The 24960-nt window shown below is 65.6% G+C and carries 26 protein-coding genes; 8 read left to right on the forward strand and 18 right to left on the reverse strand.

Features of this window, described 5'->3' with window-relative positions; all coding sequences use genetic code 11:
• Positions 1–132 precede the first annotated feature (132 nt).
• Positions 133–654 (forward strand): SRPBCC family protein, encoded by a 522-nt coding sequence (locus tag C486_RS15230; RefSeq protein WP_008457626.1) that lies wholly within the window; start codon positions 133–135, stop codon positions 652–654.
• Positions 655–893: 239 nt separating this feature from the next.
• A complete protein-coding gene (gene trkA / locus C486_RS15235; RefSeq protein ID WP_008457628.1) occupies positions 894–2231 on the forward strand; it encodes a Trk system potassium transporter TrkA in 1338 nt (445 codons plus the stop codon).
• On the opposite strand, the gene C486_RS15240 is transcribed toward trkA, so the two are convergent.
• Positions 2215–3300, reverse strand: a complete 1086-nt coding sequence (locus C486_RS15240) for an NAD(P)/FAD-dependent oxidoreductase (protein ID WP_008457629.1) — start codon at positions 3298–3300, stop codon at positions 2215–2217. The genes trkA and C486_RS15240 overlap by 17 nt on opposite strands.
• Positions 3301–3377: 77 nt before the next feature.
• Positions 3378–4112 carry a histidine kinase N-terminal 7TM domain-containing protein gene (locus tag C486_RS15245; RefSeq protein ID WP_008457631.1) on the reverse strand — a complete coding sequence of 245 codons (735 nt, stop codon included), beginning with the start codon at positions 4110–4112 and terminating at the stop codon, positions 3378–3380.
• A gap of 136 nt (positions 4113–4248) precedes the next feature.
• Here C486_RS15245 and C486_RS15250 point away from each other — a divergent pair, with 136 nt between their 5' ends.
• The 5 genes from C486_RS15250 (at position 4249) to C486_RS22595 (ending at position 8564) form a co-directional block, all read left to right on the forward strand.
• Positions 4249–5028, forward strand: a complete 780-nt coding sequence (locus C486_RS15250) for a prephenate dehydrogenase/arogenate dehydrogenase family protein (protein ID WP_008457634.1) — start codon at positions 4249–4251, stop codon at positions 5026–5028.
• A complete protein-coding gene (locus tag C486_RS15255; RefSeq protein ID WP_008457635.1) occupies positions 5025–6575 on the forward strand; it encodes a small ribosomal subunit Rsm22 family protein in 1551 nt (516 codons plus the stop codon). The genes C486_RS15250 and C486_RS15255 overlap by 4 nt, the downstream gene beginning before the upstream one ends.
• Before the next feature lie 51 nt (positions 6576–6626).
• Positions 6627–7448, forward strand: a complete 822-nt coding sequence (gene surE, locus C486_RS15260; RefSeq protein ID WP_008457637.1) for a 5'/3'-nucleotidase SurE — start codon at positions 6627–6629, stop codon at positions 7446–7448.
• Between the two features lie 315 nt (positions 7449–7763).
• Positions 7764–8156 carry a helix-turn-helix transcriptional regulator gene (locus C486_RS15265; protein WP_008457639.1) on the forward strand — a complete coding sequence of 131 codons (393 nt, stop codon included), beginning with the start codon at positions 7764–7766 and terminating at the stop codon, positions 8154–8156.
• A gap of 282 nt (positions 8157–8438) precedes the next feature.
• On the forward strand, positions 8439–8564 hold the full coding sequence (locus C486_RS22595; protein WP_008457641.1) for a hypothetical protein: 126 nt from the start codon (positions 8439–8441) through the stop codon (positions 8562–8564).
• 63 nt (positions 8565–8627) lie between these two features.
• Here the strand turns inward: C486_RS22595 and C486_RS15270 are convergent, their stop codons facing one another.
• The 16 genes from C486_RS15270 to C486_RS15345 all read right to left on the reverse strand — a co-directional run bounded on the left by C486_RS15270 (position 8628) and on the right by C486_RS15345 (position 24169).
• Positions 8628–8954: a TRAM domain-containing protein gene (locus C486_RS15270; protein ID WP_008457643.1), complete on the reverse strand. Its 327-nt coding sequence runs from the start codon at positions 8952–8954 to the stop codon at positions 8628–8630.
• Positions 8955–9425: 471 nt separating this feature from the next.
• On the reverse strand, positions 9426–9809 hold the full coding sequence (locus tag C486_RS15275) for a DUF4870 domain-containing protein (protein WP_008457645.1): 384 nt from the start codon (positions 9807–9809) through the stop codon (positions 9426–9428).
• A gap of 155 nt (positions 9810–9964) precedes the next feature.
• A complete protein-coding gene (locus C486_RS15280) occupies positions 9965–11464 on the reverse strand; it encodes a DHH family phosphoesterase (RefSeq protein ID WP_008457648.1) in 1500 nt (499 codons plus the stop codon).
• Positions 11465–11510: 46 nt separating this feature from the next.
• On the reverse strand, positions 11511–13049 hold the full coding sequence (locus C486_RS15285) for an NADH-quinone oxidoreductase subunit N (RefSeq protein WP_008457650.1): 1539 nt from the start codon (positions 13047–13049) through the stop codon (positions 11511–11513).
• Positions 13049–14572: a complex I subunit 4 family protein gene (locus C486_RS15290; protein ID WP_008457651.1), complete on the reverse strand. Its 1524-nt coding sequence runs from the start codon at positions 14570–14572 to the stop codon at positions 13049–13051. Before C486_RS15290 ends, C486_RS15285 begins: the two co-directional genes overlap by 1 nt.
• A complete protein-coding gene (gene nuoL, locus C486_RS15295; RefSeq protein WP_008457653.1) occupies positions 14569–16614 on the reverse strand; it encodes an NADH-quinone oxidoreductase subunit L in 2046 nt (681 codons plus the stop codon). Before nuoL ends, C486_RS15290 begins: the two co-directional genes overlap by 4 nt.
• 1 nt (position 16615) lies before the next feature.
• Positions 16616–16921, reverse strand: a complete 306-nt coding sequence (nuoK, locus tag C486_RS15300) for an NADH-quinone oxidoreductase subunit NuoK (protein ID WP_006181260.1) — start codon at positions 16919–16921, stop codon at positions 16616–16618.
• Complete coding sequence (locus tag C486_RS15305; protein ID WP_008457659.1) at positions 16918–17355, reverse strand: hypothetical protein; 438 nt, start codon at positions 17353–17355, stop codon at positions 16918–16920. Before C486_RS15305 ends, nuoK begins: the two co-directional genes overlap by 4 nt.
• Positions 17352–17624 carry an NADH-quinone oxidoreductase subunit J gene (locus C486_RS15310; RefSeq protein ID WP_008457661.1) on the reverse strand — a complete coding sequence of 91 codons (273 nt, stop codon included), beginning with the start codon at positions 17622–17624 and terminating at the stop codon, positions 17352–17354. The genes C486_RS15305 and C486_RS15310 overlap by 4 nt, the downstream gene beginning before the upstream one ends.
• A 39-nt stretch (positions 17625–17663) precedes the next feature.
• A complete protein-coding gene (locus tag C486_RS15315) occupies positions 17664–18125 on the reverse strand; it encodes a NuoI/complex I 23 kDa subunit family protein (RefSeq protein ID WP_006185423.1) in 462 nt (153 codons plus the stop codon).
• On the reverse strand, positions 18122–19243 hold the full coding sequence (locus tag C486_RS15320) for a complex I subunit 1/NuoH family protein (protein ID WP_008457663.1): 1122 nt from the start codon (positions 19241–19243) through the stop codon (positions 18122–18124). Before C486_RS15320 ends, C486_RS15315 begins: the two co-directional genes overlap by 4 nt.
• A gap of 1 nt (position 19244) precedes the next feature.
• Positions 19245–20900 (reverse strand): NADH-quinone oxidoreductase subunit D, encoded by a 1656-nt coding sequence (locus C486_RS15325; protein ID WP_008457666.1) that lies wholly within the window; start codon positions 20898–20900, stop codon positions 19245–19247.
• The gene (locus C486_RS15330) at positions 20897–21604 is read right to left on the reverse strand and encodes an NADH-quinone oxidoreductase subunit B (RefSeq protein WP_007108027.1); all 708 of its coding nucleotides are present in this window, start codon (positions 21602–21604) and stop codon (positions 20897–20899) included. Before C486_RS15330 ends, C486_RS15325 begins: the two co-directional genes overlap by 4 nt.
• Positions 21601–22005: an NADH-quinone oxidoreductase subunit A gene (locus tag C486_RS15335; RefSeq protein WP_008457669.1), complete on the reverse strand. Its 405-nt coding sequence runs from the start codon at positions 22003–22005 to the stop codon at positions 21601–21603. Before C486_RS15335 ends, C486_RS15330 begins: the two co-directional genes overlap by 4 nt.
• 286 nt (positions 22006–22291) lie before the next feature.
• A complete protein-coding gene (locus tag C486_RS15340) occupies positions 22292–22930 on the reverse strand; it encodes an AIR carboxylase family protein (protein ID WP_008457671.1) in 639 nt (212 codons plus the stop codon).
• Positions 22931–23005: 75 nt separating this feature from the next.
• The gene (locus C486_RS15345; RefSeq protein ID WP_049910613.1) at positions 23006–24169 is read right to left on the reverse strand and encodes a 5-(carboxyamino)imidazole ribonucleotide synthase; all 1164 of its coding nucleotides are present in this window, start codon (positions 24167–24169) and stop codon (positions 23006–23008) included.
• A 281-nt stretch (positions 24170–24450) separates the two neighbouring features.
• Between C486_RS15345 and ribH the strand changes: the two genes are divergently transcribed.
• Positions 24451–24885, forward strand: a complete 435-nt coding sequence (ribH, locus tag C486_RS15350; RefSeq protein ID WP_008457675.1) for a 6,7-dimethyl-8-ribityllumazine synthase — start codon at positions 24451–24453, stop codon at positions 24883–24885.
• Positions 24886–24960: the final 75 nt, after the last annotated feature.

Below are 24960 nucleotides of genomic sequence, written 5' to 3' on the forward strand. Positions count from 1 at the left end.
ATGCAGTGTCGCGGTCGTGACCGGCGGGGCAGTCGTCGCTCGCGATCGAGCGCGGTCGGTGACGGAGCGACGCCGGTCGACTCCGAGCGAAAGTATGGCAATCCTTACTTTCGAACCCGTCGTACGGCCGGTGTGGATAGAATTCTCCTCAGTACGCTCGCCCACCGGTCGCCCGAGGAGGTCTTCCCGTACGTCCGGTCCTTTACTGACTACCCGCGGTACACGGACCACCTGAAGGAGGTTCGAGTCGAGGGCAACGGCGACGCCGGCTCCGTCTACGACCTCGAGTTGGCGTGGTGGAAGCTCAGCTACACCGCCCGGTCGCGGGTGACCGACGTGTCCGCCCCCAGATCGCTCACGTGGCGGTTGATCAAGGACATCGACGCCCGCGGCGAGTGGCGCGTCGACCCGGAGCCGGAGTCCGCGCCGCCGGACGCGGAGACGGCGAGCCGGATCTACTTCGAGGCGATGTACGACCCGCATTCGGCCGACACGAACGCCATCTCGCTCCCGCGGTTCGTCTCGCTGGACTGGGTCGTCGAGAAAGTCCAGCCCAAACTGCTCGGCGAGGCTCGCACGGTCGTCAAGCGGCTGGTTGCCGACATCGAGGGCCGCCAGCGAGACGTGGAATTGACGGTCCACGAGATGCCGTGACCGACCCTTTGCCGCCTCACGTTCGCTCACGGATCGCTCACCGCTTTTCTGCTCACGGGCGTTTCGCTCACGGCTGTCCGGCGGGGGACGTCCCGTCCCCGTGTTGAGCGCTCCGGAGATCGCGATCACGATCTGCGTCCCGAATCAGGCCGAACTCACTTACTGCTCGCGACCGAGACTGCGGATATGAGCGGACTCCGGTCCGACTCGAGACAGCGCGCACCGCAGGTGAGGGACCGATGCGCGTGATCGTCGTCGGTGCGGGGGAAGTCGGATCGAACATCGCCGCGAGCCTCGACGACGACCACAACGTGGTCGTCATCGATACGGACCCCGATCGTGTCGGCGCGATCACGTACGCCTACGACGTGTTGGCGATTCGGGGCGATGGCACCTCGATCGAGACGTTGCGGGAGGCTGGCATCGCGGACGCGGATCTGGTGATCGCGAGCACCGACGTCGACGAGACCAACATCGTCATCTGCGGGGCGGTAAAGGCCGTCGGTGAGCCGTTCACGATCGCCCGCGTCAAGAAGACGAACCTGCTGCGTACCTGGGAGCAATCACAGGGTGCGTTCGGCATCGATTTCATGGTCTGTTCGGACTTGCAAACCGCTGAGACGATCGTCCGAATCGCCGGCTTACCCGGCGCACACGACGTCGAAACCTTCGCCGGCGATCTCGTCCAGATGGCCGAGTTCGAAATCGAATCGGCCAGCCCCATCGCCGGCGAGACGGTGTCCGAAGCCGATCGGTTCGAGTCGTTGACCTTCGCCGGGTTGCTGCGCGACGACGATATCGTCATTCCACGGGGAGACACGGTCATCAAGGCGGGGGATGCCGTCGTCGTCATCGGGTCACGGGAGAGCGTCCGCGCCTTCGCGGGCTCGCTGACGCCCGAGCCGACACTCGAGGACGCAAACGAGATCGTCATCGTCGGCGGGACCGCGATCGGCTATCAGACGGCCCGACTCTTCGAAGCCGACGGGCTCGAGCCGCGACTGGTCGAACGGGACCCCGGGCGGGCGCGGGAACTGGCCGAGCAACTCCCGGGAACGATGGTCCTCCGGAGCGACGCGACCGACATCGATTTCCTCGTCCGGGAACACGTCGACGAGTCCGACATCGTCGTTGCCGCCCTCGAGAACGACGAGAAGAACCTACTCGTCTCCCTGTTGGCAAAGCGGATCGGGGTCGAACGAACTATTGGACTCGTCGAGTCCGGCGAGTACGTCGACCTCTTCGAGACGGTCGGGATGGATGTCGGCGTCAATCCCCGACTCGTCACCTCCGAGGAGATCACCCGGTTCACCCGCGAGCAGCGGACGGAAAACGTCGCGATGCTCGAGTCCGATCGCGCCGAAGTCCTCGAGATCGAGGTCGACGACGGGAGCGTGCTCTTCGAGCGGCGGATTCAGGACGCGATGGCCGACCTTCCGGACGGGGTCGTCGTTGGGGCGATCGGCCGTGCGGGGAGGCTGATCACGCCTCGCGGCGAGACGGTCGTCGAGGACGGCGACCACGTGGTCGTCTTCGTCGAGACCGCGGTGATCGACGCCGTCACGTCGGCGGTGTAGCGCCGGCCGCAGTGCGGTCCACGATCCGATCGGCCACCTCGAGGCCGTTTCGGAGCGCCGCGTGGAGTCTGGCGTCGCCGGCAACCCAGTCGCCGAGACAGTACAGCCCCTCGGCCTCGGCCAGTTGGAGGGAATCGCGGTCGACGCCGTCCTCGGGTAAGGCGTACCGCCACCCCTGGTGATCGGTCCAGTCCGGTTCCTGCACCCGTTCGTCGCCGAGCAGGTCGGCGGCCAGCGCCGCGAGCCGCTTGCGGTTCCGTTCGTGGGGCTCGTCGTAGTGGTCGACCGACCACTCGTGGTTCGCCTGGACGATCAGCAGCGACTCGCCGTCGGGGACGTGGCCGGGTTTGCACTCCTCGCGGCCGATCCAGCCGATGTCGTGTTCTTTGTCCGTATTGACGAGCGCGTAGTAGGGCCGGTCGAGTTCGAACGGGTAGTGGAAGACGCCGGTCCAGATCGTCCGGAAGGGAACGTCGTCGATGGCCGCCGCGAGGCGGTCGCGCACGTCGGCGTCCCACTCGGCCGAGCGAAGCAGGTCGACGGTCTGGGGTGCCGGCGGGTTCAGGAGGACGACATCGAAGGGTCCCCAGCGACCGCCGTCGGCGTCCGCTAGGTACCAGTCGCCGGCATCGTTCCCGCCATCGCCCTCGTCGGCTCTGATCAGCGTCTCGACGCGCGTCTCCCGTTCGACGGTCGCGTCGGTCCGTGCGAACAGCCGCTTTGCGATCTGGGTCAGCCCCTGCCGGTAGGTCCACTTCCGTCCGCCGCGGTCGTCCCCCTCGGAGACGGTCCCGTCGCTATCGAAGGTCCAGACCGGTGCCGCGATGTCGACCAGCCCCTCGGTATCCAGGGTCTCGGTCAGTAGGTCGACGACCCGCTCGTCGCCGTTTTTCACGTAATTCGCGCCGTAGTCGTAGACGATGCCATCCCGCCGTCTCGTCGCGGCTCGGCCGCAGAGGCCGCGGGATTTCTCGAGTACCGTTATCTCCGTCTCGGTCGCGGCGTCATCGAGGGCCGCGGTCGCGGCCGCGGCGGCCGCCCCCGCACCAACGATGCCGACTCGTACCATAGGGGATGGTTGGGGCTCGAGCTATGAAACGTCGTGGGGCGAGCCCACGAATTTTGGCGGCCGATCGGTGCGTGCGGTCACTGGAGCAGGTCCCCGATCCATCGGTACGGGCGCGGCAGTCGGAGATACCGTTTCTGTTGGGCTTGCACCCAGCCGATCGTCGTGAGGGAGCCGGCGACCAGCGGTGCGACCGAGGCCGTCCCGGCGACGAAGACGTTGCTACCGACGATCGCCACGGTCGTCGCGGCCCCGACCATGGCGTAACTGCGCGTGTACCGGATGTCGGTCCCGCGTCGCCACGCGCGGCCGAAGAGAATCGTCCCTGTTCCAAACAGGGCGACGAGGAACGCCGTATGCAGCCAGTAGCCGACGTTGGGTTCGATGACGGTAAATCCCAGGATATCGGCCGAGCCGCCTGCGATCTCCCAGTACAGCGCGTGTGCCGGGTTGGTGATCGCGAGCGTAATCTCGAGACCGGCCAGCAGTGCCACGAGCCGATAGACCACCCCTCGATAGGGCAACAGCGGCGTGCTACTCGCCGTACTGGCGAACAGCAACCAGCCGACCCCGGCCAGTATCGCACCCAGCGTCGCGATGCTGAAGAAGAACCCTTTCACGATCGGGCGCGGGTCGATCACCTGTGCGGCGAACAGGCCATTCCAGACCGCGACGCCCATCAGGAAGACGATATACGAGAGGCCGTTATCGCGGTCCCGATAGGCAATCGCGGTCGCCAGGTACGGATACGTCGTCAGGACGACGAGTACAGCCCCAGTTGCGAGCAGCACTGGTACCAACTGGGCGACGTTCATACACCCTTTCTCAGTGGCATTGACTTGTATATTCTGGCAGACAGTCGCCGCCGCTCGACCGCCGGCCCGCGATCGGCGACTCACTCGAGTCGGTCGATCGAACGGCTTTTGCAACGTCGGCAGGTAGGAGCGGTCGATGGACGTATTGATCGTCGGCGCGGGGTCGATGGGGACATGGTTCGGGGAGGCCGTCGACGCTCCGATCTCGTTCGCCGATCTCGATCCGGACGCGGCGGCGGCCGCGGCCGATGCGGTCGGCGGTGACGTCGCCGCTCTCGAGAGCGAAACGACGTACGATGTCGTCTGCCTCGCGGTGCCGCTGACCCACGTTGCCGACGCGATCGGGGAGCAGGCCGGGCGGGCCGAGCGGGCGATCATCGACGTGTCGGGCGTCATGGAACCCGCAGTCGAGGCGATGGCACGTCACGCACCCGATCTGGAACGCATGAGCCTGCATCCGCTTTTCGCGCCCGAGCGGGCACCCGGGTCGATCGCCGTCGTTCGCGATCGATCGGGCCCCGTGACCGACGCCCTCCACGCGGCCCTCGAGTCGCGTGGGAACGCAGTGTTCGAGACGACTGCCGCGGAACACGACGCGGCCATGGAGTCGGTTCAGGCGGCGGCCCACGCCGCGGTTCTCTCCTTTGCGCTGGCCGCGGAGTCGGTTCCGCCGGGGTTCGAAACCCCGATCTACGAGGGGTTGCGACGACTCGTCGAACGGGTGACCGGTGGCACGCCACGGGTCTACGCCGACATTCAGGCGACGTTCGACGGTGCGGACGCGGTCGCCGACGCGGCCGCGGCGATCGCGGCCGCCGACACAGACGACCTCGAGTCGCTGTACCGAGAGGCGACGGCGGGCTGGCAAGAGCGACGCGACGATGGGCGACACGATACCGGGGGTGACACCGAGTGAGCGACCAACGCGAATCCATTCGATCGAACGCGAAGTACCTGCGTAACGTCCGGCCGATCGACCCCGACGAGATCTGCGAGTACGTGACGGGGAACCCGCATCCCGCGGTCGTCCGACAACACCTCCGCGAGGAGGCCGCCGCCCTCGGGCTGATCGAACGGGACGACGGCACGTTCGTCCCCGTCGGCGACGAGCCGGTGCGGCCACGTCGGGGACCGGTCGAACGCCTCCCCGCCGAGTACGAGCGCCGACTCGAGGACCTGCTCGTCGAGCGGTACGGTCCCGACTGGGAAACCGGCGCGTCCGGGGACCTGCTCCGGTCGACGATCCGCCGTTTCAAGGCCGACTACCTCGACGGCCGGTCGGTCGACTACGACGACGACGTCGCGGCCGGCTACGCGATCTACCACCTGCCGGGCTACTACGCGGCGATCCAGTACGCGCTCGACGACCTCGCGGACCGCGGCCTGCTCGATCGAACCCTCCGCGTCCTCGATCTCGGTGCGGGCGTCGGCGGCCCCGCACTCGGGCTCTGTGACTATCTGCCCGCCGACGCCCTGCTCGAGTACCACGCAGTCGAGCCCAGCGCCGCCGCGGATGTCCTCGAGGAGTTGCTCGCCGAAACGGGACGGAACGTCCACCCGACGATCCACCGGACGACCGCGGAGGCGTTCGATCCGAGCGAGGCCGGCAGCGGCGACGGGTTCGATCCCACCGCGCCCGACGACGGCTTCGATCTGATCCTCGCCTGTAACGTCTTAAGCGAACTCGAGGACCCCGTCGCCGTCGCGCGGTCGGCCCTCGAAACGCTCACGCCGACGGGGACGTTCCTCGCGATGGCACCCGCGGACAAGAACACCAGCGTGGGCCTGCGCGAGGTGACACGCGACCTCGAGGACGAACGGCTCTGGGAGCGGACGGCCATGGCGTTCGACGCCGAGAGCGGCGGGAACGCGGAGACGTACCGCCGCGGCGAAGTCACCGTCTACGGGCCCACGGTACGGCTCTGGCCCGGCGAACGGCCCTCGGATCGCGGGTGGTCGTTCGATGTCCGCCCCGAACTCGAGGTCCCGGCGTTCCAGCGCCGCCTCGACGAGGCGACGCCGGACGGCGACGATCACGCGCCCGGCGAGTTCGTCAACGTCGACGTGCAGTTTTCCTACGCGCACCTACGACTCGACGGCCGGCGGCGGATCGACATGCGCCTCGAGACCAGCGAGTGGGCGCAGATGGCCGAGATGGAACGCCACGTCACTGAGCGGATCGATCTCGTCGCGGCGAAACTCAGTCGATCGCTGAGCGACGGCAACGGGAACGGCGGTCGCGGGAGCGGGCGGTCGAACCCCCTATTCAAGATCAGCGACGGCAGCGAGGACACCGACCACTACGCCGTCGTCACGACGGAGACGGCGCTCAACCGGCCGCTGCTCGAGGCCGACTACGGCGATGTCTGCTCGTTCGAGGGCGTCCTCGCGCTCTGGAACGACGACGAAGGTGCGTACAACCTGGTCGTCGACGAGGAGACCATCGTCGACCGGATCGCCTGAGTCGCGCCCGGAAGCGGTGGGCTTTTCGCGCCGCCGGCCAACCGGGGTGACATGAGCGACGACTGCGAGATCCTGTTGACCAACGACGACGGGATCGATAGCACCGGTATCAGGGCCCTGTACGACGCCCTTTCCGAGCACGCCAACGTGACCGTCGTCGCTCCGGCCGACGACCGGAGCGCCTGCGGTCGGTCGCTCTCCCACGAAGTCGAGGTCGACGAGCGCGGGCTGGGGTATGCAGTCCATGGAACGCCCGCCGACTGCGTCGTCGCCGGCCTCGCCGAACTCGGGCCGTACCCCGATCTAGTCGTCGCGGGCTGTAACAAGGGCGCGAACCTCGGAGAGTACGTTCTCGGCCGGTCGGGTACCATCAGCGCAGCCGTCGAGGCTGCGTTCTTCGACGTGCCCGCGATCGCCACGTCGCTGTACGTCCCCGTCGACGACACTCCCTTCAGGGAGGTCGACGTAACCGCCGAGGAGTACGCCGAAGCCGCGCGCGTCACCTCGTATTTCGCCGAAAACGCACTCGAGGCGGGTGTCTTCGATCACGCGGCCTATCTCAACATCAACGTGCCGCTGCCCGACGGCGATCCCGCGCCGATCGAGATCACGCGCCCCTCGAAGCGCTACGAGATGGACGCCGAACGCGACGGAGCCCACGTCCAGCTTCACGACCGCGTCTGGGACGACATGGACCCCGACTCGCTCCCCGATCCCGACGGCACGGATCGCCGCGCCGTCGTTGAGGGTCGCATCAGCGTCTCGCCGCTGACCGCCCCTCACACGACGAACCACCACGAGGCCCTCGACGCGCTCGCTGACGCCTACCACGACGCCGTCGGACCGACCGATGACGGGGAGCAGTGGCTCTAGGGGAGATCGCTCCCGCTGTCGACGGCTCACGGGCCGTTGCACCGTTCGCGTCGTGAGGCGTCCACTCCCGTGATTACCGGAGTCTCGCCCGTCCGAGAGTGCCATCGGTCGCTCGAGTCGGGTTCGTCGGCGAGCCTGTCGGTCGCCGAAAGTGATAACTGACTTGCGGGTCGCAAGGGGGTCGCTATTCGACGACGGGGCCGTCACGATAGTCACACCGTACTCGACGGAAATCACTCATGACCCGTACAAAACATAACATCAAGGTAGGTGGGCGTTCAAGTTGTGGCCGTCCCAACGGAGCGTGATCCATAGATGGTATTCAAGACACTCTGGGCTCGTCTGTCGTCTCTCTGGAGCGGGTCGAGCGACGATTCACAATCGGACGAGTCCGCGACGCCCACGGAGGAATCGAGCGAGGAATCCGAGGACGAAACGTTAAGCTACGCCGAAGAAATCGAGTACGGCGTCGACGAACGCGACCTCCCAGACGAGGACAAGGTTCTCAGACTGCTCGTCAAACGCGGCGGCCGCGTCGACCAATCGACCGTCCGCGAGGAAACCGGCTGGTCATCGGAGCGCCTCGAGGACGTCATCGACCGCATGGAAGCCGACGACCAGATCAGCGCGATCACCGTCGGCCGCAAGCGCGTGATCTGCCGGCGCGGGTTCGAACCCAAGGGCTATCGCGGCCATCTCAACGAATAACTCACTGCTCCGTGTCCGACGATCGGGACCGATTTCTCGTGCCCGCTCTCCGGGTCGCACTCGAGCGACTGCCGACTGGGACACCGCCGCTCCCGACTCCGATGGGCTCACGCCCGATGACGACCAGATCGCGGTGACGGGGGACCCGTCCGCACGCTCGAAGCCGCCGGCGACACCGACCTCGAGACGCGGGTGCCGCCGTCTCCCGCGAGCGTCGGCTCGTTACGACCGTCTCCCTAAACGGACCATCACGTTTAAGCGACCGAGTTACGATCACCGCCTATGGACGACGAATTCCTCGACGGCGAATCGCTCACCGGACGGCAGGCGGGACTGATCTTCGTCGGCTTCCTCAGCTTCATCATCCTCTCCGGGGTCGCCCTGGTACTCCTCAGAGGCCTGTTCTAACTCCCGGCCGTCAGTCGACAGACTCGAGTCGGCCGATGAGCGACCGGTTCTCCACGGGTGAGCTTACGCTCCGGTTTCGACGAGATCCGCTTCCCCATGGGTCCCCTCGACGGCGGTCACGCGAACCGTGGCCTCGATCGCTGCGATATCCGCCTCGAGAAAGAGGACGAAGCCGCTTTCGGTCTTACAGACGAGCGTGCCGTCGGACTGTCGGTCGACGATGTCGACGGTGACCTCGTCGCCGACAGCGGGTTTCCCACCGAGGGAGTCACCGCATCGCCAGCACTCGGTGTCGTACTCCGCTGTCCCTTCCGGCGCGTTGTTCGCCCCGCATCGGGGCGTCTCACACTTGATGAACGAGTCGTGTGTCCCCGGCTGATAGCGTCCCACGTCGCCATCGATGCGACTGCGTCCTAAAAGGGTGCCGCTGGCTCGCCGTCACGGCCGCGGTCGATGACGACTGCAGTGTCGCTGTGCAGTTCGTCTCGTTTCACGCTGACGGCGGTCCGAAACGAAGGGGAGGCGAACGTCAGGACACGTTCACGGACCCCCGCTACCGGCCGAGAGAGTGCTTCGTTGTCGAATCCGAAGTCTCGGCCTCAGCGGCTGGAGGTGGCCTTTTGCGCGGATGAGCGCGTTGTTCACGGCTACTTTCGGTGATGAACCACGGTCGTGGGCACGGGATTCGATAGCACGTGCTGCGATCGCGGCCCGTGGTTAGCTGAGTCGAATGAGGTGGTTGTTTCGCTAAGTGACAATACTGCTTGACGAACTCGAGGAGGGCGACATCCGGACAAGACTCGGCTTCACGCTTCTAACGCGGTGATATCGACTGAGGAGATCGCTATTCAACACAGCATCTCACACGAGTTCGGGGACGATGGGATACTCCCACGATTCTCCGTTGAACGCTTTCCCCGTCGCCACGAGGCAGACGACGAGATTGGCGATACCGAGCAGCAGTAGTCCGAACAATCCGAGCAGTATCACGAGTCGAGAAACCACCGCCCCGACCGTTCCGACGGACTCGAGACCGACGCCGATGAAGACAACGACCGCGCTCGCGTTCCACGCGATGAAGAACGGAATGTGCCAATTCAAGGCGTTTTTCGCGTTCCGTCTATCGAAATCGGTACTCGAGACGAGGTATACGAGTCCCACTCCGAGGACTGAGAAAAACAGCCCAATACCGTGTACGCCCGCGCCTAGCCACGTTCTCCGCTCGGGATCGACCGCTGTGGACATGGCTCCATTGACACGTTTTCGCTTCGGAATCGTAAGTCCACCGGCACCCTGACGCATCGCAACGGTGCCCGAGCGAGTCCGGACCACCCGCTGCCGGCGCGAACGCGTCCGCGTTCGTCGCGAGACACGCTGGCGATCGGCTCGCGACTATCGCGTCAGACCGACTCGCCGTCTTCCGACTCGCCGCGTTGAGTGAACAGCCACTCGCTGGTCTGCGTGTAGGCCCCGACCGGAACCCCCGGCTGCGTCTCGATCGCCTCGAGAAATCGGTTCGTGATCACTTCCTCGACGACGCTGACGATGGACTCGATCTCCGCCTCGTCGTCGGCGCTGCCCAGAATGCCGATCTCGAGTTGTGCGCCGGCCATGTCGGCGTGGCCGCCGGCGCTGCCGATCCGGTCGAACGCGTCCCGAAGCGTCTCGCCCAAGTCGACGTCCGCCGCCCGCGATCGAGCCGACAGGAAGGCCATCTCATCGGCGAAGCCGAAGACGAGCGTCGTGTCGACGCCGTCCATCGCGAGTAACTGATCGGCGGCCTGGGGCAACGCGTCCCGGTCGCCGATCCGTCCCACGCTGGCGACGGCGACCGAATCGCGCTGGATGCGGTTCTTGATCGCTCGGGCGATCGTCTCGAGGGTCTCGCCTTCCAGGGAGGGTTGTTCGATTCGACGCAGGAGCGACGTATCGACCCGGGGCCACAGCACCGATGCGGCCCGGAAGTCGGCCGGAGACACCTCCCGAGTGAAGTCGTTCGTATCGACTCGAATCCCGTACAGCAGCGCCGTCGCCGTCGCGGCATCGATCTCGATATCGAACCGCTCGAGGTACTCGGTCAGGATGGTGCTGGTCGCGCCCGCACCCTGTCGGAGGTCGACGAACTCGCCGGGAACGGGGCCGCGAGGCGGGTGGTGATCGATGACGATGTCAGTGTGGAGGTCGCCCGGAAGCTGGTCGTTGACGCCGGGCCGAGAGTGATCGACCAGCGCGAACGCCGAATACTCCGCGATCGAGTCGTCGGCGGCCATGTTCCGCAGGTTCAACTCGAGAAGGTTGACCATCGCCCGGTTTTCCTGATGGGAAATCTCGCCGAAGTAACAGGCGTCGGCGTCGACGCCGACCGACTCCGCGAGCGCGACGAGTGCGACGGCGCTCGCGAGCGCGTCCGGATCGGGGTTGTCGTGGGCGATGACCGCCAGCCGGCCGTCGATACTCGCGAGTTGCTCCCGGAGTTCGATGGCGGCTTCGGCCGACGGACTGGCCGTCTCGTCGAGGACGCGATCCGCGAGTGCGGTCGTTGGATCGACGACGCCGTCCGCCAGTTCGTCGAACCGGTCGCGGTCCGCTGCCGTCGCGTTCCCGCCCAGATACGCCACGATCGACGCGTCGGGGAAGCGATCCCGCGCACCCCGAAGTGCGGCCCGGTTGACGTCGGTGCGGTCGCTGCCGACGAAGATCACGTCCGGCGGTTCGACGTTCGCGATGGCGGCGGGGTCGGCCGGATCGGCACTGCGGGCCGGCACGCTTTCGTCACGCAGTGTCTCGACGACGCTCTCGTCGGCAGTAATGACGAGGAGTCGGTCACCGTCGCGCCCGGACAGTCGTTCGGTGACCTGTCGACAGACGGTCCCGAAGCCGAGCACGAGCCGAAAAACCATGTATCGCCGCTTGCGACCGCGACGGGTAAAAGCTACCGGGTCGTCGTCAGGCGACGACCGCGGCGGCCGCCTCGAGCGCGGCGTCGGCGACGGGACCGAACGCCGGTAGGAGGACGACGGTCATGACGGCCGCGGCGATGATCGCCGCGTAGAGGCCGGTTGGCTGGGCGAGGCGGTCGCGATCGAGAAGCGGCTCCTCGATCCAGAGCGACTTGACCAGCCGTGAGTAGTAGTACAGCGAGAGCGCGCTGTTGATCACCAGCGCGGCCGCGAGGACGAGCAAGACCGTGTTGTCCGCCGCCGCGTTGATGAGTTCGGTATAGAGGAGGTACTTGCTCCAGAAGCCACTGAACGGTGGCACGCCCGCGAGGCTGAACATGAAGACCGCCATCGCCCCACAGGCGAAGGGCGCTCGTTCGGCGAGGCCGTTGTAGTCCTCGAAGGTCCGCCCGACACCCCAGTGTTCGGCCAGCCCGACGAACAGGAACGCGCCCGTGTTCATGAAGCCGTAGACCAGCAGGTGCATCATGGCCGCGCCCATGACGAGGTCCCCGCCGTCGGCCGAGAGGGCCGCGAGCCCGATCAACACGTAGCCGGCGTGGCCGATTGAGGAGTAGGCGAGCATCCGCTTGACGTTCTCCTGGGTCGCTGCCGCGAAGTTCCCGAGCGTCATCGTGACGATCGCGAGGATGGCAAACACCAGCGTCCAGTCGACGCCGATGATGCCGGTCGTCGCCTCGAGCGGGAACGCGGTCGTGAACACACGGAACGCGAGCACGAAGCCGGCGGCCTTCGAGGCCGAGGAGAGAAACGCCGAGATCGGTGCGGGCGCGCCCTCGTAGGCCTCGGGGGCCCAGAAGTGGAAGGGAACGCTCGCGGTCTTGAACGCGATCCCCCCGATCAACATGAGAATCCCGAGTCCGAGGAGCCCGCCCATGTCGCCGACGGCAGCGTCGCCGCTCTCGAGAACCGCGGCGATACGCGTGAGTTGCAGCGAGCCAGTTGCACCGTAGACCAGTGAGACGCCGTAGACGAAGATCGCCGACGACAGCGCCCCGATCAGGAAGTACTTCAGTCCTGCCTCGACGCTGCCGCGGTTATCCTTCAGGATCGCGACCAGCGCGTACGACGGCAGGCTCGTTAGCTCGAGGGCGATGAAGATCGTCACGAGGCTGTTCGAGGCGGCTATCATCGACATCCCGGTCGCTGCGAGGACGACCAGCGAGTAGTACTCGGCCTGGTAGGTGTGGTCCTGCAGGTAGTCGTAGCTCGCGACCGTGACGAGGGCCGTGACGACCGCGATGATGATCATGAAGTACAGCGCCAGTTGGTCGACGACGAACTGGCCGTTCATGATGTCGATCACGCCGTAGTTTTCGATTCCCTTCGCGCCGACACCGGCGACGGTGAACCAGACGGCGACGGCCAGCGACGACAGCGAGCCGGCGACGGCGGTACCGGACAGCAGCGTGCGGTTCGTCGAGTGGGGCTCGATGCTGTCTATCAGGAACAGGACGAGCGCCGTCCCCGCCAGGATCAGCGCCGGGGCGAGTGCCATCCAGTCGGGAAGTTCGAGAACCGCCATCAGAGACCACCTCCGATGATCGGATCGATTGCGTCGGTTATCATGTCGAAGATCAGGTCGGGGGCCACACCGAGCAGGATGATGAGTCCAAGCAGGACGCCCATCGACGCGACGTCGTGGACGGGTGCGCGGCCCACCTCGTAGTCAGTTTCGAGTCGATACGGCCCGAACACCGTCCGCTGGAGCGCAAAGAGCAGGTAGCCCGCGACGATGACGATGCCGAACATCGCCAGCGAGGTAAACAGCGGCGAGTAGCTGAGCAACTCGGAGCCGAAGGTCCCGAAGAAGATCGTGAACTCGCCGTAGAACCCACTCATCAGGGGCAAACCCATGTAGCCGAACGCACCGGCGATGAGGATCCCGACCGCGATCGGCATCCGGTCTGCCATCCCCGACATATCGGTGACCATCCGCGTGTGCGTCGCGTTGTAGATGACGCCAACAGCCATGAACATCAGTCCCGAGATCAGGCCGTGGGAGACCATCTGGAAGGTCGCCCCGCCGACGCCGAACGTGGTGTACGCGACCAGTCCGAGGATGACGTAGCCCATCGACGAGACCGACGAGTAGGCGACGATCCGCTTGAGATCGGTCTGGGCGAGCGCCAGCATCGCGCCGTAGATAACGCTGATGACGGCGATCGCGGCGATCGGAATCGCGTAGACCTCGACCTGCTCGGGGAACATCGTGAAGTTGAACCGCAACAGCGCATAGGTCCCCATCTTCAGCAGGACGCCCGCCAGCAGCACGGAGGCCGGCGTCGGCGCTTCCACGTGAGCGTCCGGCAGCCACGTATGGAAGGGGACGATCGGGACCTTCACCGCGAACCCGAGGAACATCCCGATGAAGACGACCGATGCCAAGGTGGGTCCACTGAGCCCGAAGAGCCCATCGAGCCCCCCGTTTCGCATCGCCGTCGCGATTTCGGGGAGGGCAAAGGACGTGACCGAATCGCCGAGCCCGAAGACGAGCGCGATGAACGACCCGAACATCACCAGCGACGCCACGTTCGTGTAGACGAAGAACTTGATCGCGGCGTACTTCCGGCGCGGACCGCCCCAGATCCCGATCAGCAGGTACATCGGGATCAGGACCGCCTCCCAGAAGACGAACCAGAGGAAGAAATCGAGCGCCGAGAAGACGCCGATCAGGTTCGCCTCGATGAAGAGGATGAGCCCGTAGAACTGGGATTCCCGGTCGTCGATCGGGGTCCAGGAACTGACGATCGCGACCGTACAGAGGATCGTCGTCAGGACGACCAGCGGCAGGCTGATGCCGTCGAGGCCGACGAACCACGAGACCGAGTGGTCGCCGATCTCGAGCCACGCTGCCTGCGATTCGAACGCCAACTCACCGTCGAGTAAGGCGTTTCCGCTGCCGTCGAAGGCGGCGAACAGCCACAGGCTGAGCGCCACCGGGACGAGGCTGATGGCGAACGCGAGCTTGCCCGCGATGCGATTCGGCGCGATGAACGTCACCAGCGCGCCGATCAGTGCGACAGCGATAAGCGCTTCTATCATCATGCGAACCACCCTCCGAGATAGCCGAGGACGAGTAGTAAGCCGATGAACCCGCCCACCAACAGCGCCGCGTAGTTAGTCACGATACCCGTCTGTATCCGCTTCAATCGATCGCTGCCGAACAGGCTGATCGTCGAGATCCCGTTGACGACCCCGTCGATGACCGTCTGGTCGAACCGATCGGCCGCTCGAGCCAGCGGCAGCATCAGGCCCTCTGCGAGCCAGACTTGGTACTCGTCCTGGTAGTAGTTACTCTTCAGGACGCGGTACGCGCCGCCGAGTTTCGTCGTGTGGCGGGACGGTTCGGGCACGTTGTACAGCGTGTGGGCCGTGAACGCGCCGGCCAGTGCGAGTCCGAGCGAGAGCCCCGCGCTCAGCAGCATCGTCGTCGTCTCGGACCCGATACCGCCCTCCTCGAAGGCAACCGTTTCGTGGTACGCGTGGTAGGTCAGCCCGTCGACGGCACCGTACTCGCCGTCCAGCCAGAACTCGAGGAAGGTGATGTCGGCGTGGAGCAGTTCGGCGACGGGCGCGAGGTTCACGAAGCCGGCGACGGCCGCGAGCGTCCCGAGCGCGAGCAGCGGGACCTTGACGGCCCAGCCGACCGAGTGTGGGTCCTCGGCCGCCTCCGACCGGGGGTCGCCGTGGAAGGTCAGGAAGACCATCCGGAACGTGTAGAACCCGGTGAAGAACACGGCGAGCAGCCCCATCGCGTAGGCCGCGAGGATGACCGGCTGCTCTAACCCGACTGCGAGGGCGTCGAACAGCACCTCGTCTTTCGACCAGAAGCCCGAGAAGGGGACGATTCCCGCGAGCGCGAGCGCGCCGGCGAGGAAGGTGTAGTAGGTGACGGGCGCTTTGTCTTTGAGGCCGCCCATCTCCCACATGTCCTGTTCGTGGTGCATCAGAATGATGACGGCACCGGCACCGAGGAACAGGAGCGCCTTGAAGAAGGCGTGGTTCATGAGGTGGAAGACCCCGGCGACGTAGCCGCCGACGCCGAGTCCAAGCATCATGTATCCGTACTGGCTGATCGTCGAGTACGCCAGCACCTGTTTGATGTCGTCTTTGACGACGGCCATCGTCGCGGCGAACAAGGCGGTGAAGCCGCCGACGAAGGCGATGATCGTCAGCGCGGTCGGCGAAAGCGCGTAGTACCCGAACATCCGGGCGACCAGATAGACCCCGGCCGCGACCATCGTCGCCGCGTGAATGAGCGCGGAGACGGTGGTCGGGCCCTCCATGGCGTCGGGCAGCCAGGTGTGGAAGGGGAACTGTGCGGACTTGCCGAGGACGCCGCCGAGAACGAGCAGTCCGGTGATCGTCACCCAGGTCTGGGCGTCGAAGCCGAACAGGGTCGCCCCGTCGTCAATCGCCGTCTCGGCGGCGGTGACGAACGACTCCTCGCCGGCGAAGCCGACCGTCCCGAACGTCGCCGCGATGGCGACGACGCCGATCAGGAAGAAGTAATCACCGAAGCGGGTGACCAGGAACGCCTTCTTGGCGGCCGAGGGGGCCGATTCCGTGCGGAACCAGAACCCGATCAGCAGGTACGAACAGAGGCCGACGAGCTCGAAGAACATGAACGCCATCAGCAGGTTGTCCGCGAAGACAAAGGCGAGCATGCTGAAGGTAAAGAGGCCGAGTTCGGCGTAGTACCGCCGAAGCCCGGTCTCCCCTTCGGCGTTCATGTAACCGAGACTGAAGACGTGAACGAGCAGGGCGACCAGCGAAACGATCACGAGCATGAGCGCCGAGAGCGGATCGATCAGGATGCCGAACGTGAATTCGATCCCCTCGGCCATGGTTTCGCTGGTGGCAGCGCCTGACGTCCACTCGTACAGCATCGTGTGATACGTGGCACCGCCCGCGACGGCCGCGAACATCACCAACGAGATCACGAGCGAGCCAGCCGTGGCGAGGATGCCCGGGAGCGCTCCCTTCTTCGGCAGATGCCTCCCGAAGACGAGCGTGATCACGAACGCCACGAGCGGGAACACTGCGATCGCCGGTGCGAATCCGAGTCCTGTTGCTGTTGCTGCCATCTTACCACCTCATCGTCGTCGGAACCGTGACATCGACGTCACGGAAGTTGCGGTACAGCACCAAGATGATCCCCAGTCCGACGGCCACCTCTGCGGCAGCGAGCGCCATCGTAAACAGCGCGAACAACTGCCCCGTGAGGTTGCCGTGATAGAACGCGAACGCGATCAGATTGATGTTGGCCGCGTTCAGCATGAGTTCGACGGACATCAGGAACAACAGTGCGTTGCGACGCGTCAGTACCCCGAACAGCCCGATACAGAACACTGCCATCGACAGCAGCACGTAGTACTGCACGTCGACAGTCATCGGTTCTCACCTCCCGTCTCAGTCCGGAAGCTGTCATCGGAGCGGTTCCCGCCGTCGGCGACGGCCGGCTCCCGCCCCTCGCTGCTCGAGGCCTCACCGGTGCTCGAGAGCGCGGACACGGGTTCGCCGCCCTCCTCGCGTTTCGCGAGGACGAGCGAGGCGTCGAGCGCGGCGTCGAGCGCGACGGCGACGAGGAAGACGGCGGCGAGGAACGGTTCCGTGCCGCCGACCGTCTGCAGTTCGTCGAAGCCGAACAGAGCGTAGCCGAGTTCGGCCGTGATCGAGACGTCGCTGGGGAAGCCAGCCCCCGCGGCGGTCGTCATCGGCTCGAACGCTGTGTTCAGCGTGATCAACGCCATCACGGCGAACAGTCCGACAGCGAGTACTCCCGGAACCAGCGTCTTGCCGAGTCGGAGTTTCGGACCGGTTGTCATGCCTGTACCACCTCGTCTGTGTCGGTGTCGTCGCGCTGGGTCAGCATGACGGCGAACGTGATGAGGACGAGGACCCCGCCCACGTAGACGAGGACCTGCATCATGGCGACGAACTCCGCCGCCAGCATCACGTAGTGGACCGCCACGCTAAGCAGCGCCACGCCCAGCAGGAGCGCCGAATGCCACGGGTCCTGCATGAGCACGACACCCACCGCGCTGGCCAGCGTTACGACGGCGAACAGCGCGAACGCGATCAGCTCGTAGTTCATGGTTGTTGGTAGTGCCCGTTTGCGGGACGGGCGGACCCGTTACTGATAGTCGACCTCTCCGTCGCCCTCTCCGACCCACGCGTCCCGGTCGGGTTCGCGGGAGGCGAGCGGGTCGATGTCCTTGTACCACGGTACCGCTTTCAGCTGCTCTTTGTTGTAGACGAAGTCGTGTTTCGTGTCCGCGGTGAACTCGAAGTTCTCCGTGAGCAGGATGGCGTCGACGGGACAGACCTCCTCGCAGAGTCGACAGTAGATACACTGTCCGATGTGGAGGTTGTACTGTTCGCCCTGTCGCTGATCGTTCGTCACGATCTGGATCGTGTCGTTCGGACAGACGTTCTCGCACTGGCGACACCAGATGCACCGTTCCTGACTGAACTTGTGGACGCCGCGGAATCGCGGCGAGACGTCGGGTGCGGTCTCCGGATACTCCACCGTGAAGGTAGAGCCGTCCAGTGCGTGTTTCATCGTCGTTGCCATCGATTTGAGTATCCCGATCATGCTATCAGCCCCACGATTGCCGCGGTCAAGACGAGATTGGCGAAAGAGAGGACGAGGAGACCCTTCCAGCCGATCTCGATCAGTTGGTCGATCCGGACGCGGGGAACCGCCGAACGCAGCCACTGCGTCGCGAAGAACACCGCCCAGATCTTGATGATGAACCAGACGATGCCGAGGGCCGCCGGTCCGGGCCCGGCCGGGCCGCCGAGGAAGATCGTCGCGATGATCGCCCCGCCGAGGAAGATGTGGAGGAACTCCCCGAGGTAGATCAGGACGAAGTAGACCGAGGAGTACTCGGTCTGATAGCCCGCGACGATCTCGGTCGGTGCCTCGGGCGTATCGAACGGGTTGCGGCCGACCTCCGCGAAGTTCGCCACCAGAAAGAGGACGAACGCGAAGGGGTTGACCAGCGCGTACCACGACGGAACCGAAACCCCTGCGACCGTAAGCAGCGGTTTCGCCTGTGCCGAGACGATTTCGCCCATCTGCAGCGTGCCGGCGAAGATCACGATCGACATCCCGGTGATGACCAGCGGGATCTCGTAGGCAATGTTCTGTGCCACCGCGCGGAGGCCGCCGAGCAGCGAGTACTTGTTCGACGACGCGTAGCCGGCCATCACCAACCCGAGGCTGGCGATCCCCGAGACGGCGAAGACGTACGCCAGCCCGACTTCCGGGTCAGCGAGGTGAATCCCGCTGCCCATCGGAATGACGGCGAACCCGAGCAGCGCCGACGACGCGACGACGATCGGCGCGAGGTCGTACGCCGGCCGATCCGCGTTCTCCGGAATGACGAGCTCTTTCGAGAGGAGCCGCACCGAGTCGGCGAGGATAATGAAGAGCCCTGCCGGTCCGAGTCGGTTCACGGCGATCCGGTCGGTGAACGCGGCGGTGATCTTCCGTTTGGCCCACGGCCCCGCGACGCCGGTCATCGCGAGCATCAGGCTGCCGACGATGAAGGCCGCGAGGAAGGTCGCGAGCAGTTCGCCGCCGAGGCCGAACCCGTCGAGGCCGGTCAGCCCGCCGAGCCGTTCGGGGAGCAAGACGGTCTCCTGGAGCGGCACCGCCGGCAGTGCGGACGGCGACGTGGCCGTGCCTGCGATCTGGCCACCGGTCATACTACCGGTCCACCTCCCCGAGTACGATATCGAGGCTCCCCAGCGACGCGATCAGGTCCGGCACGTACTCCCCTTCGGACAGTTCGGGCAGCGCCGAGAGGTTGTGGAAGCACGGACTCCGGATCTTGAACCGGCCCGGCTTGTCGGTGCCGTCCGCGCGGATGTAGATGCCGAGTTCGCCCTTCGCGCCCTCGACGCTGCGGTAGATCTCCGTGTCGGCGTCCGGTTTGAGCGTCCGCGGGACGTTGCTCTGGACGGTGCGCTCGTCCTCGGGCCAGTCCTCGAGCAGGTCGAGACACTGCTCGATGATCTTCGCGGATTCCTCGACTTCCTGCATGCGCACGAGGACGCGGCTGTAGTTGTCACAGCCGTCCTCGGTCACGACGTCCCACTCGAGGTTGTCGTAGTAGCCGTAGGGGTCGTCCCGTCGGATGTCGTAGTCGATCCCGGAGCCGCGGGCGACGGGGCCGGTACAGCCGTACTGTTTGGCCACCTCGGGCTCGAGGATTCCCGTGTCGTGGGTTCGAATCTGGAAGATCTCGTTGGCGGTCAGCAGGTCGTGGTACTCGTCGACCTTGGCGGGGAGGCCGTCGAGGAAGTCACGGGTCTTTTCGATGAACTCCTCGCGGGGTTCGGGCAGATCCCAGGCGACCCCGCCCAGCCGGAAGTAGTTGAACATGAGCCGCTGGCCGGTGAGGTCCTCGAGGATGTCCTGGACGACCTCGCGGTCGCGCATGCCGTACTGGAAGATGGCGGTGAAGTCGCCGTAGACGTCCAGCGCGAAGGTCGCAAGCGCGAGCATATGGGAGGCGATCCGACACAGCTCCGCGCCCATCGTCCGGATGACCTGTGCGTACTCCGGCACGTCGATGTCCGCGAGGTCCTCGGCCGTGCGCGCGTAGGCCCATTCGTTGAGGAGGCCGGCCGAGACGTAGTCCCAGCGGTCCGGGTAGGGCATGATCTGGTGGCGATAGGTGCCGTTCTGGCACATCTGTTCCTCACAGCGGTGCAGATAGCCGATATCGGGGTCGACGTCGACGACCGTCTCGCCGTCTAACACCGTCTCGATGTGGAGCACGCCGTGGGTCGCCGGGTGGTGGGGACCGATGTTCAGAAACATCGTATCCGACTCGTCGTCGTGGTGGTCCGGCTGGACCGGGTTGGCGTGTTCGGTCAGGGTCACGAGCTGGGGCTTCTCCTGGTCGTACCCCTCGGAGAGCGGATGGCCTTGCCAGGTCTCGGGCAGGAGGATGCGACGCGGGTCTGGGTGGCCCTCGTAATCGATGCCGACGAGGTCGAACGCCTCCCGTTCGTGCCAGTCGGCGGTCCGGAAGACCGGCTCGGCGGTCTGGCTGACCGGCTCGTCGGTCGTCGTCGGAACGACGATCGACACCTCCTGGGTCGGGTCCGCGTACTTCCGGAGGTGGTAGATCGACTCGTAGCGGTCGGGGTACTGCTGTGCGGTGAGGTTCGCGAGGTGGTCGAAGCCGGCCTCGTCGCGCAGGTCCGTCAGCACGTCCTGGACGTCATCCGGCCGAATGACGAACCCCGGCGCGTTCAGATGGTCGTCACGCGCGAGCGCGCGATCACCGATCAACGCCTCGAGGTCGCCCTCCGTCACCTCGACCGATGGCTCGCGCTCGAGTCCCGTACTCATGGTGAATCAGCCCAGTTGTAGCGCATAACGAGGTCCTCCTCGTCGATGTCGTCTGCGAGTTTCTGGACGAGTTCGTCCTTCGGCAGGTCGCCGAACTCCTCGAGTTCGTAGGGTTTGACCACGACCGGCGTCGATTCGCCGTTGCGGATACGCTCTTGGAGTTTGGCGATACCGTAGACGAGCGCCTCCGGTCGCGGCGGGCAGCCGGGGACGTGGATGTCGATGGGGATGATCTCTTCGGCACCCTTGACGACGTTGTACCCCTCCTGGAAGGGGCCGCCGGAGATCGTACACGAGCCCATGCCGACGACGAACTTGGGTTCGGGCATCTGGTCGTAGACCCGCTTCATGCGGGGGCCGAACTTCGAGACGATCGTCCCGGGGACGATCATCACGTCGGCCTGTCGGGGGGAGGCACGGGGGACCCCGGCCCCGAACCGGTCCAGGTCGTGTTTGATCGCGTACGTGTGCATCATCTCGATGCTGCAACACGCGATCCCGAACTGGAGCATGAACATGGAGTTGCCCCGCACCCAGTTCATGAACTTGTCGAACTTCGTGAGAATGAACGGCGTGGAGCCGAACGCCTCCCGAAGCTTGGAGTTGAAGCGGTCGTCGGCACCCTCACCGATCCGCGAGTCGCGGGTGTCCGTCGACGGTGCGGTGCTGTCGTAGATCTGTTGGCGTGGTTGTTCGCTACTCATGGTCTGTCAGTTTCCAGCTGGCGAGGTGTCCGTGCCCACTGTACTGCGCCCGTACGCCACGCCCACGCGAGACCGACGAGCAGGATGGCGACGAACAACAGCATCGGCCCGAGCGCGCGGACGAGCGGAATATCCGCCGCGAGCGCATCCTGATAGGCGACCGCCCACGGGAAGAGGAGGACGGTCTCGATATCGAAGACGACGAACAGCAGCGCAACCATGTAATACTGGATATTAAATCGGATGCGCGTTCCGCCGGTCGGAATCTCGCCGCTCTCGTAAGTGGCGCGTTTGCTCGTTTCGGGCACGGTGGGCCGCAGGAGATACGATACCGTCATCATCCCGAACGGTATCAGTACCCCGACGAGCGCCAGCGCCCCGATGGCGATCCAATCATTCATCTCCGTAACGTCTGAGGCTTCAAACCGCACGCACATAAGGGTTGATTCTTTGTTTTTCGGGGAAACACGGGCCGAGACGCGACTTCAGCGAACGCAGACTCTCGTGAATAATCACCGTATACTAGCCGTCGTCGCCCAGGCGACGAACGGATCGGTAACAGTCCATTATTCGAGGTCGAGATCGGCCGAGACACCTCGCTCGAGGCGGTGTTGCCGTCGACACGAACCGGTCGAGACGACTGCCCGGTCGGCGCTCGATCGTCGATCTCCGGCGACCGCACTACAGTTAGCGGTCCCGCTCCCCGAACGCCGCCGTTCCGCCGTCGTGGAGTTCTCGAGAGACGTCTCCCACGCCCTCGCGCAGGCGCTCGTGATAGGCGACCAGCCGCTCACGAACGGCCTCGTGCTGCCGGGCGAGGATCTGTGCGGCCGACAGCGCCGCGTTAAACGATTTCCCAGCGTCGACGGCGACTAACGGCGCGCCGGTCGGCATTCCGATGACGCTGTCGACCGATTTCTCCTGGACCGGGACGCCGATCACCGGCAGCGGGTACGCGATCGACGCGGTCATGTTCGGCAGGTCCGCGGACTTCCCGCCGGCCCCGGCGATGATCACCTCGAGACCGCGCTCCGCTGCGGTTTCGGCGTAAGCCGTCATTAAGTCCGGCGTCCGGTGGGCTGACGTGACGTAGGTCTCGAACGTGAACCGGTTCGCAGGCGGGTTCTCGTACTCGGTTTGCTCGGCGAAGCCGAGTTCGTCCACGAAGGCGTCGTACGCGCCGCGGCGCGTCCCGCCGGTCAGCATCGTCTCGAGGTCGGAGTCGCTTCCCATGACGATCCCGACGTCCGGCGTGTCCTCGGTCGGACGGTCCTGCTCGGCTTCGTCGTGGAGTCGGTCGATCAGGTCAGTAACGCTGTCGCTCATAGGTGGTGGTCATCGGGGAAGCGACTTGAAACGGTGGTATCCGAGGCGAAAACGCGTGACGACCGGGATCGGACGTTACGAACGGAACGTGACGGCGGCCTCGAGATCGCGCGCGTTCTCGAGCAATTCCTCGACCGACGCGTCGGCATTGCCCGCCGAGAGCGTCACGTGTCCCATCTTTCGGAGGGGTCTGACCTGCCGCTTGCCGTACCAGTGGAGGCTCGCGCCGGGCGTCTCGAGGATTTCGTCGAGTCCGTCTAACTGTGCGGGCTGCTCTGCACTTACATCGCCGAGCAGGTTCGTCAGCACTGTCGGCGAGCGGAGCACGGTCGAGCCGAGTGGCCAGCCGAGGACAGCACGAACGTGTTGCTCGAACTGGGACGTTTGTGCGCCCTCGATCGTCCAGTGCCCGGAGTTGTGCGGACGCGGCGCGATTTCGTTGAGGAGCACCTCACCAGCCGTCGTTTCGAAGAGTTCGATCCCGTACACGCCGCGGCCGTCCATCACCTCGAGCACGTCGCGCGCGACCGCGTGAGCGCGCTCGGTGACGGCCTCGCTCGAGCGGGCGGGGACGATCGTCTCCCGGAGGATCTCCTCTTCGTGGACGTTTTCCCCGATCGGGAAGGTCGTGATCTCGTCGTCTCCCTTGACCGCGATGACCGAGACCTCGCGCTCGAAGTCGACGAACGACTCGACCATCGCGGGGCCGGCGACCGACTCGAGGGCAGCCTCCGCGTCGGCTTTCGACTCGACGGGGACGTTCCCGCGGCCGTCGTAGCCGCCGGTTCGGGCCTTGAGCATCACCGGCGCGCCGTAGTCGTCGATCGCAGTACGGATGTCGTCAGCGTCCTCGACCGCGCGGAACGGCGGCACTGGAACCCCGGCGGCCTCGAGTTCGCGTTTCTGGACGAGTTTGTCATGGATGGTCTCGAGGGTCGACGGCTTCGGGTGTACCGGCGTGTCGGTGTCCTCGCTCACCCGGTCCATCACGTCCTGGTCGGCGAGTTCGATTTCGAACGTGAGCACGTCGGCGCGCGCGGCGAGTTCGCGGATCCCTGCTTCGTCGTCGAACCCGGCGACGACCTGGTCGCGGGCCACGGGCGCGGCCGGGCAGTCCGGCGTCGGGTCGAGGACGACAACCTCGACGCCCAACGGCGCGGCCGCCTCGGCGAGCATCCGCCCGAGCTGTCCCCCTCCGACTACGCCGATCGTCGGTCCCGGCGTCCGTAGCGTCGTCATCGCGTGATGGTTGTCGATACCCGCGCTTAAGAATTCCCAAACGGCCCGCCGCTCGAGGCTGGCTCGAACCGGCTCCATCCGTCGTTCGCCCGGCCGCCGTCGCCCCGGAACTCGGTCCTCGACCGTCCCCGAGTGCCCCGTTCGGTGGCCTGCCTGTCCGATCGCGGAGCGTCCGGCTCCGCCACCCGAGCGTCGTGTCGGGCACCGCGGTGTGTCGCTACGGGGTGTGTTGGTCACCCGAGAACGGTACCTCTTTTACCTGTCCTCCCTACCGCATGCCTATGACCACGCTCGGACTGGTGGTCGCGGAATTCAACCGACCGATCACCGAGCAGATGGAGCAGGAGGCGCTCGAGGCGGCTACCGCCGCGGGTGCCGAGGTGCACGAGACGGTCCACGTGCCGGGGGCGTACGACGCGCCGCTGGCCGCCGACCGGCTCGCCCGCCTCGACGACATCGATGCCGTCGTCGTCATCGGCACCGTCATTACCGGTGACACGGATCACGATCAGGTGATCACCGACGCCACCGCACAGCGACTCTCCGACGTGAGTCTCGAGCGCGACACGCCCGTCACCCTCGGCGTGACCGGCCCCGGCATGTCCGCCGCCGAAGCGCGCGAGCGCGTCGAGAACGCCGCGACCGCCGTCGACGGTGCGCTCGATCTCGTCGACGAACTACCCGACCCCAGTTCCGCCGTAGATTCCCACCAATGACGATGGAATTCACAGACCGCGTCAGCCGAGTCGAACCGTCCGCAACGCTTGCGACTGTCTCTTATACACATCTCT

Origin of the sequence: Natrinema gari JCM 14663 (genome assembly GCF_000337175.1) — an archaeon.
In the GTDB taxonomy this organism is placed as follows: domain Archaea; phylum Halobacteriota; class Halobacteria; order Halobacteriales; family Natrialbaceae; genus Natrinema; species Natrinema gari.

Excerpts from the sequence above, each read along its gene's own strand:
- C486_RS15310 (WP_008457661.1), bottom strand. The coding sequence starts at position 17,624 with ATGAACTACGAGCTGATCGCGTTCGCGCTGTTCGCCGTCGTAACGCTG.
- C486_RS15275 (WP_008457645.1), bottom strand. The coding sequence starts at position 9,809 with ATGTCCACAGCGGTCGATCCCGAGCGGAGAACGTGGCTAGGCGCGGGC.
- nuoL (WP_008457653.1), bottom strand. The coding sequence starts at position 16,614 with ATGGCAGCAACAGCAACAGGACTCGGATTCGCACCGGCGATCGCAGTG.
- C486_RS15280 (WP_008457648.1), bottom strand. The coding sequence starts at position 11,464 with ATGGTTTTTCGGCTCGTGCTCGGCTTCGGGACCGTCTGTCGACAGGTC.
- C486_RS15330 (WP_007108027.1), bottom strand. The coding sequence starts at position 21,604 with ATGAGTAGCGAACAACCACGCCAACAGATCTACGACAGCACCGCACCG.
- surE (WP_008457637.1), top strand. The coding sequence starts at position 6,627 with ATGAGCGACGACTGCGAGATCCTGTTGACCAACGACGACGGGATCGAT.
- C486_RS15320 (WP_008457663.1), bottom strand. The coding sequence starts at position 19,243 with ATGACCGGTGGCCAGATCGCAGGCACGGCCACGTCGCCGTCCGCACTG.
- C486_RS15240 (WP_008457629.1), bottom strand. The coding sequence starts at position 3,300 with ATGGTACGAGTCGGCATCGTTGGTGCGGGGGCGGCCGCCGCGGCCGCG.
- C486_RS15250 (WP_008457634.1), top strand. The coding sequence starts at position 4,249 with ATGGACGTATTGATCGTCGGCGCGGGGTCGATGGGGACATGGTTCGGG.
- ribH (WP_008457675.1), top strand. The coding sequence starts at position 24,451 with ATGACCACGCTCGGACTGGTGGTCGCGGAATTCAACCGACCGATCACC.
- C486_RS15315 (WP_006185423.1), bottom strand. The coding sequence starts at position 18,125 with ATGATCGGGATACTCAAATCGATGGCAACGACGATGAAACACGCACTG.
- nuoK (WP_006181260.1), bottom strand. The coding sequence starts at position 16,921 with ATGACTGTCGACGTGCAGTACTACGTGCTGCTGTCGATGGCAGTGTTC.
- C486_RS15345 (WP_049910613.1), bottom strand. The coding sequence starts at position 24,169 with ATGACGACGCTACGGACGCCGGGACCGACGATCGGCGTAGTCGGAGGG.
- C486_RS15340 (WP_008457671.1), bottom strand. The coding sequence starts at position 22,930 with ATGAGCGACAGCGTTACTGACCTGATCGACCGACTCCACGACGAAGCC.
- C486_RS15265 (WP_008457639.1), top strand. The coding sequence starts at position 7,764 with ATGGTATTCAAGACACTCTGGGCTCGTCTGTCGTCTCTCTGGAGCGGG.
- C486_RS15325 (WP_008457666.1), bottom strand. The coding sequence starts at position 20,900 with ATGAGTACGGGACTCGAGCGCGAGCCATCGGTCGAGGTGACGGAGGGC.
- C486_RS15285 (WP_008457650.1), bottom strand. The coding sequence starts at position 13,049 with ATGGCGGTTCTCGAACTTCCCGACTGGATGGCACTCGCCCCGGCGCTG.
- C486_RS15335 (WP_008457669.1), bottom strand. The coding sequence starts at position 22,005 with ATGAATGATTGGATCGCCATCGGGGCGCTGGCGCTCGTCGGGGTACTG.
- C486_RS15245 (WP_008457631.1), bottom strand. The coding sequence starts at position 4,112 with ATGAACGTCGCCCAGTTGGTACCAGTGCTGCTCGCAACTGGGGCTGTA.
- trkA (WP_008457628.1), top strand. The coding sequence starts at position 894 with ATGCGCGTGATCGTCGTCGGTGCGGGGGAAGTCGGATCGAACATCGCC.
- C486_RS15290 (WP_008457651.1), bottom strand. The coding sequence starts at position 14,572 with ATGATGATAGAAGCGCTTATCGCTGTCGCACTGATCGGCGCGCTGGTG.
- C486_RS22595 (WP_008457641.1), top strand. The coding sequence starts at position 8,439 with ATGGACGACGAATTCCTCGACGGCGAATCGCTCACCGGACGGCAGGCG.
- C486_RS15305 (WP_008457659.1), bottom strand. The coding sequence starts at position 17,355 with ATGACAACCGGTCCGAAACTCCGACTCGGCAAGACGCTGGTTCCGGGA.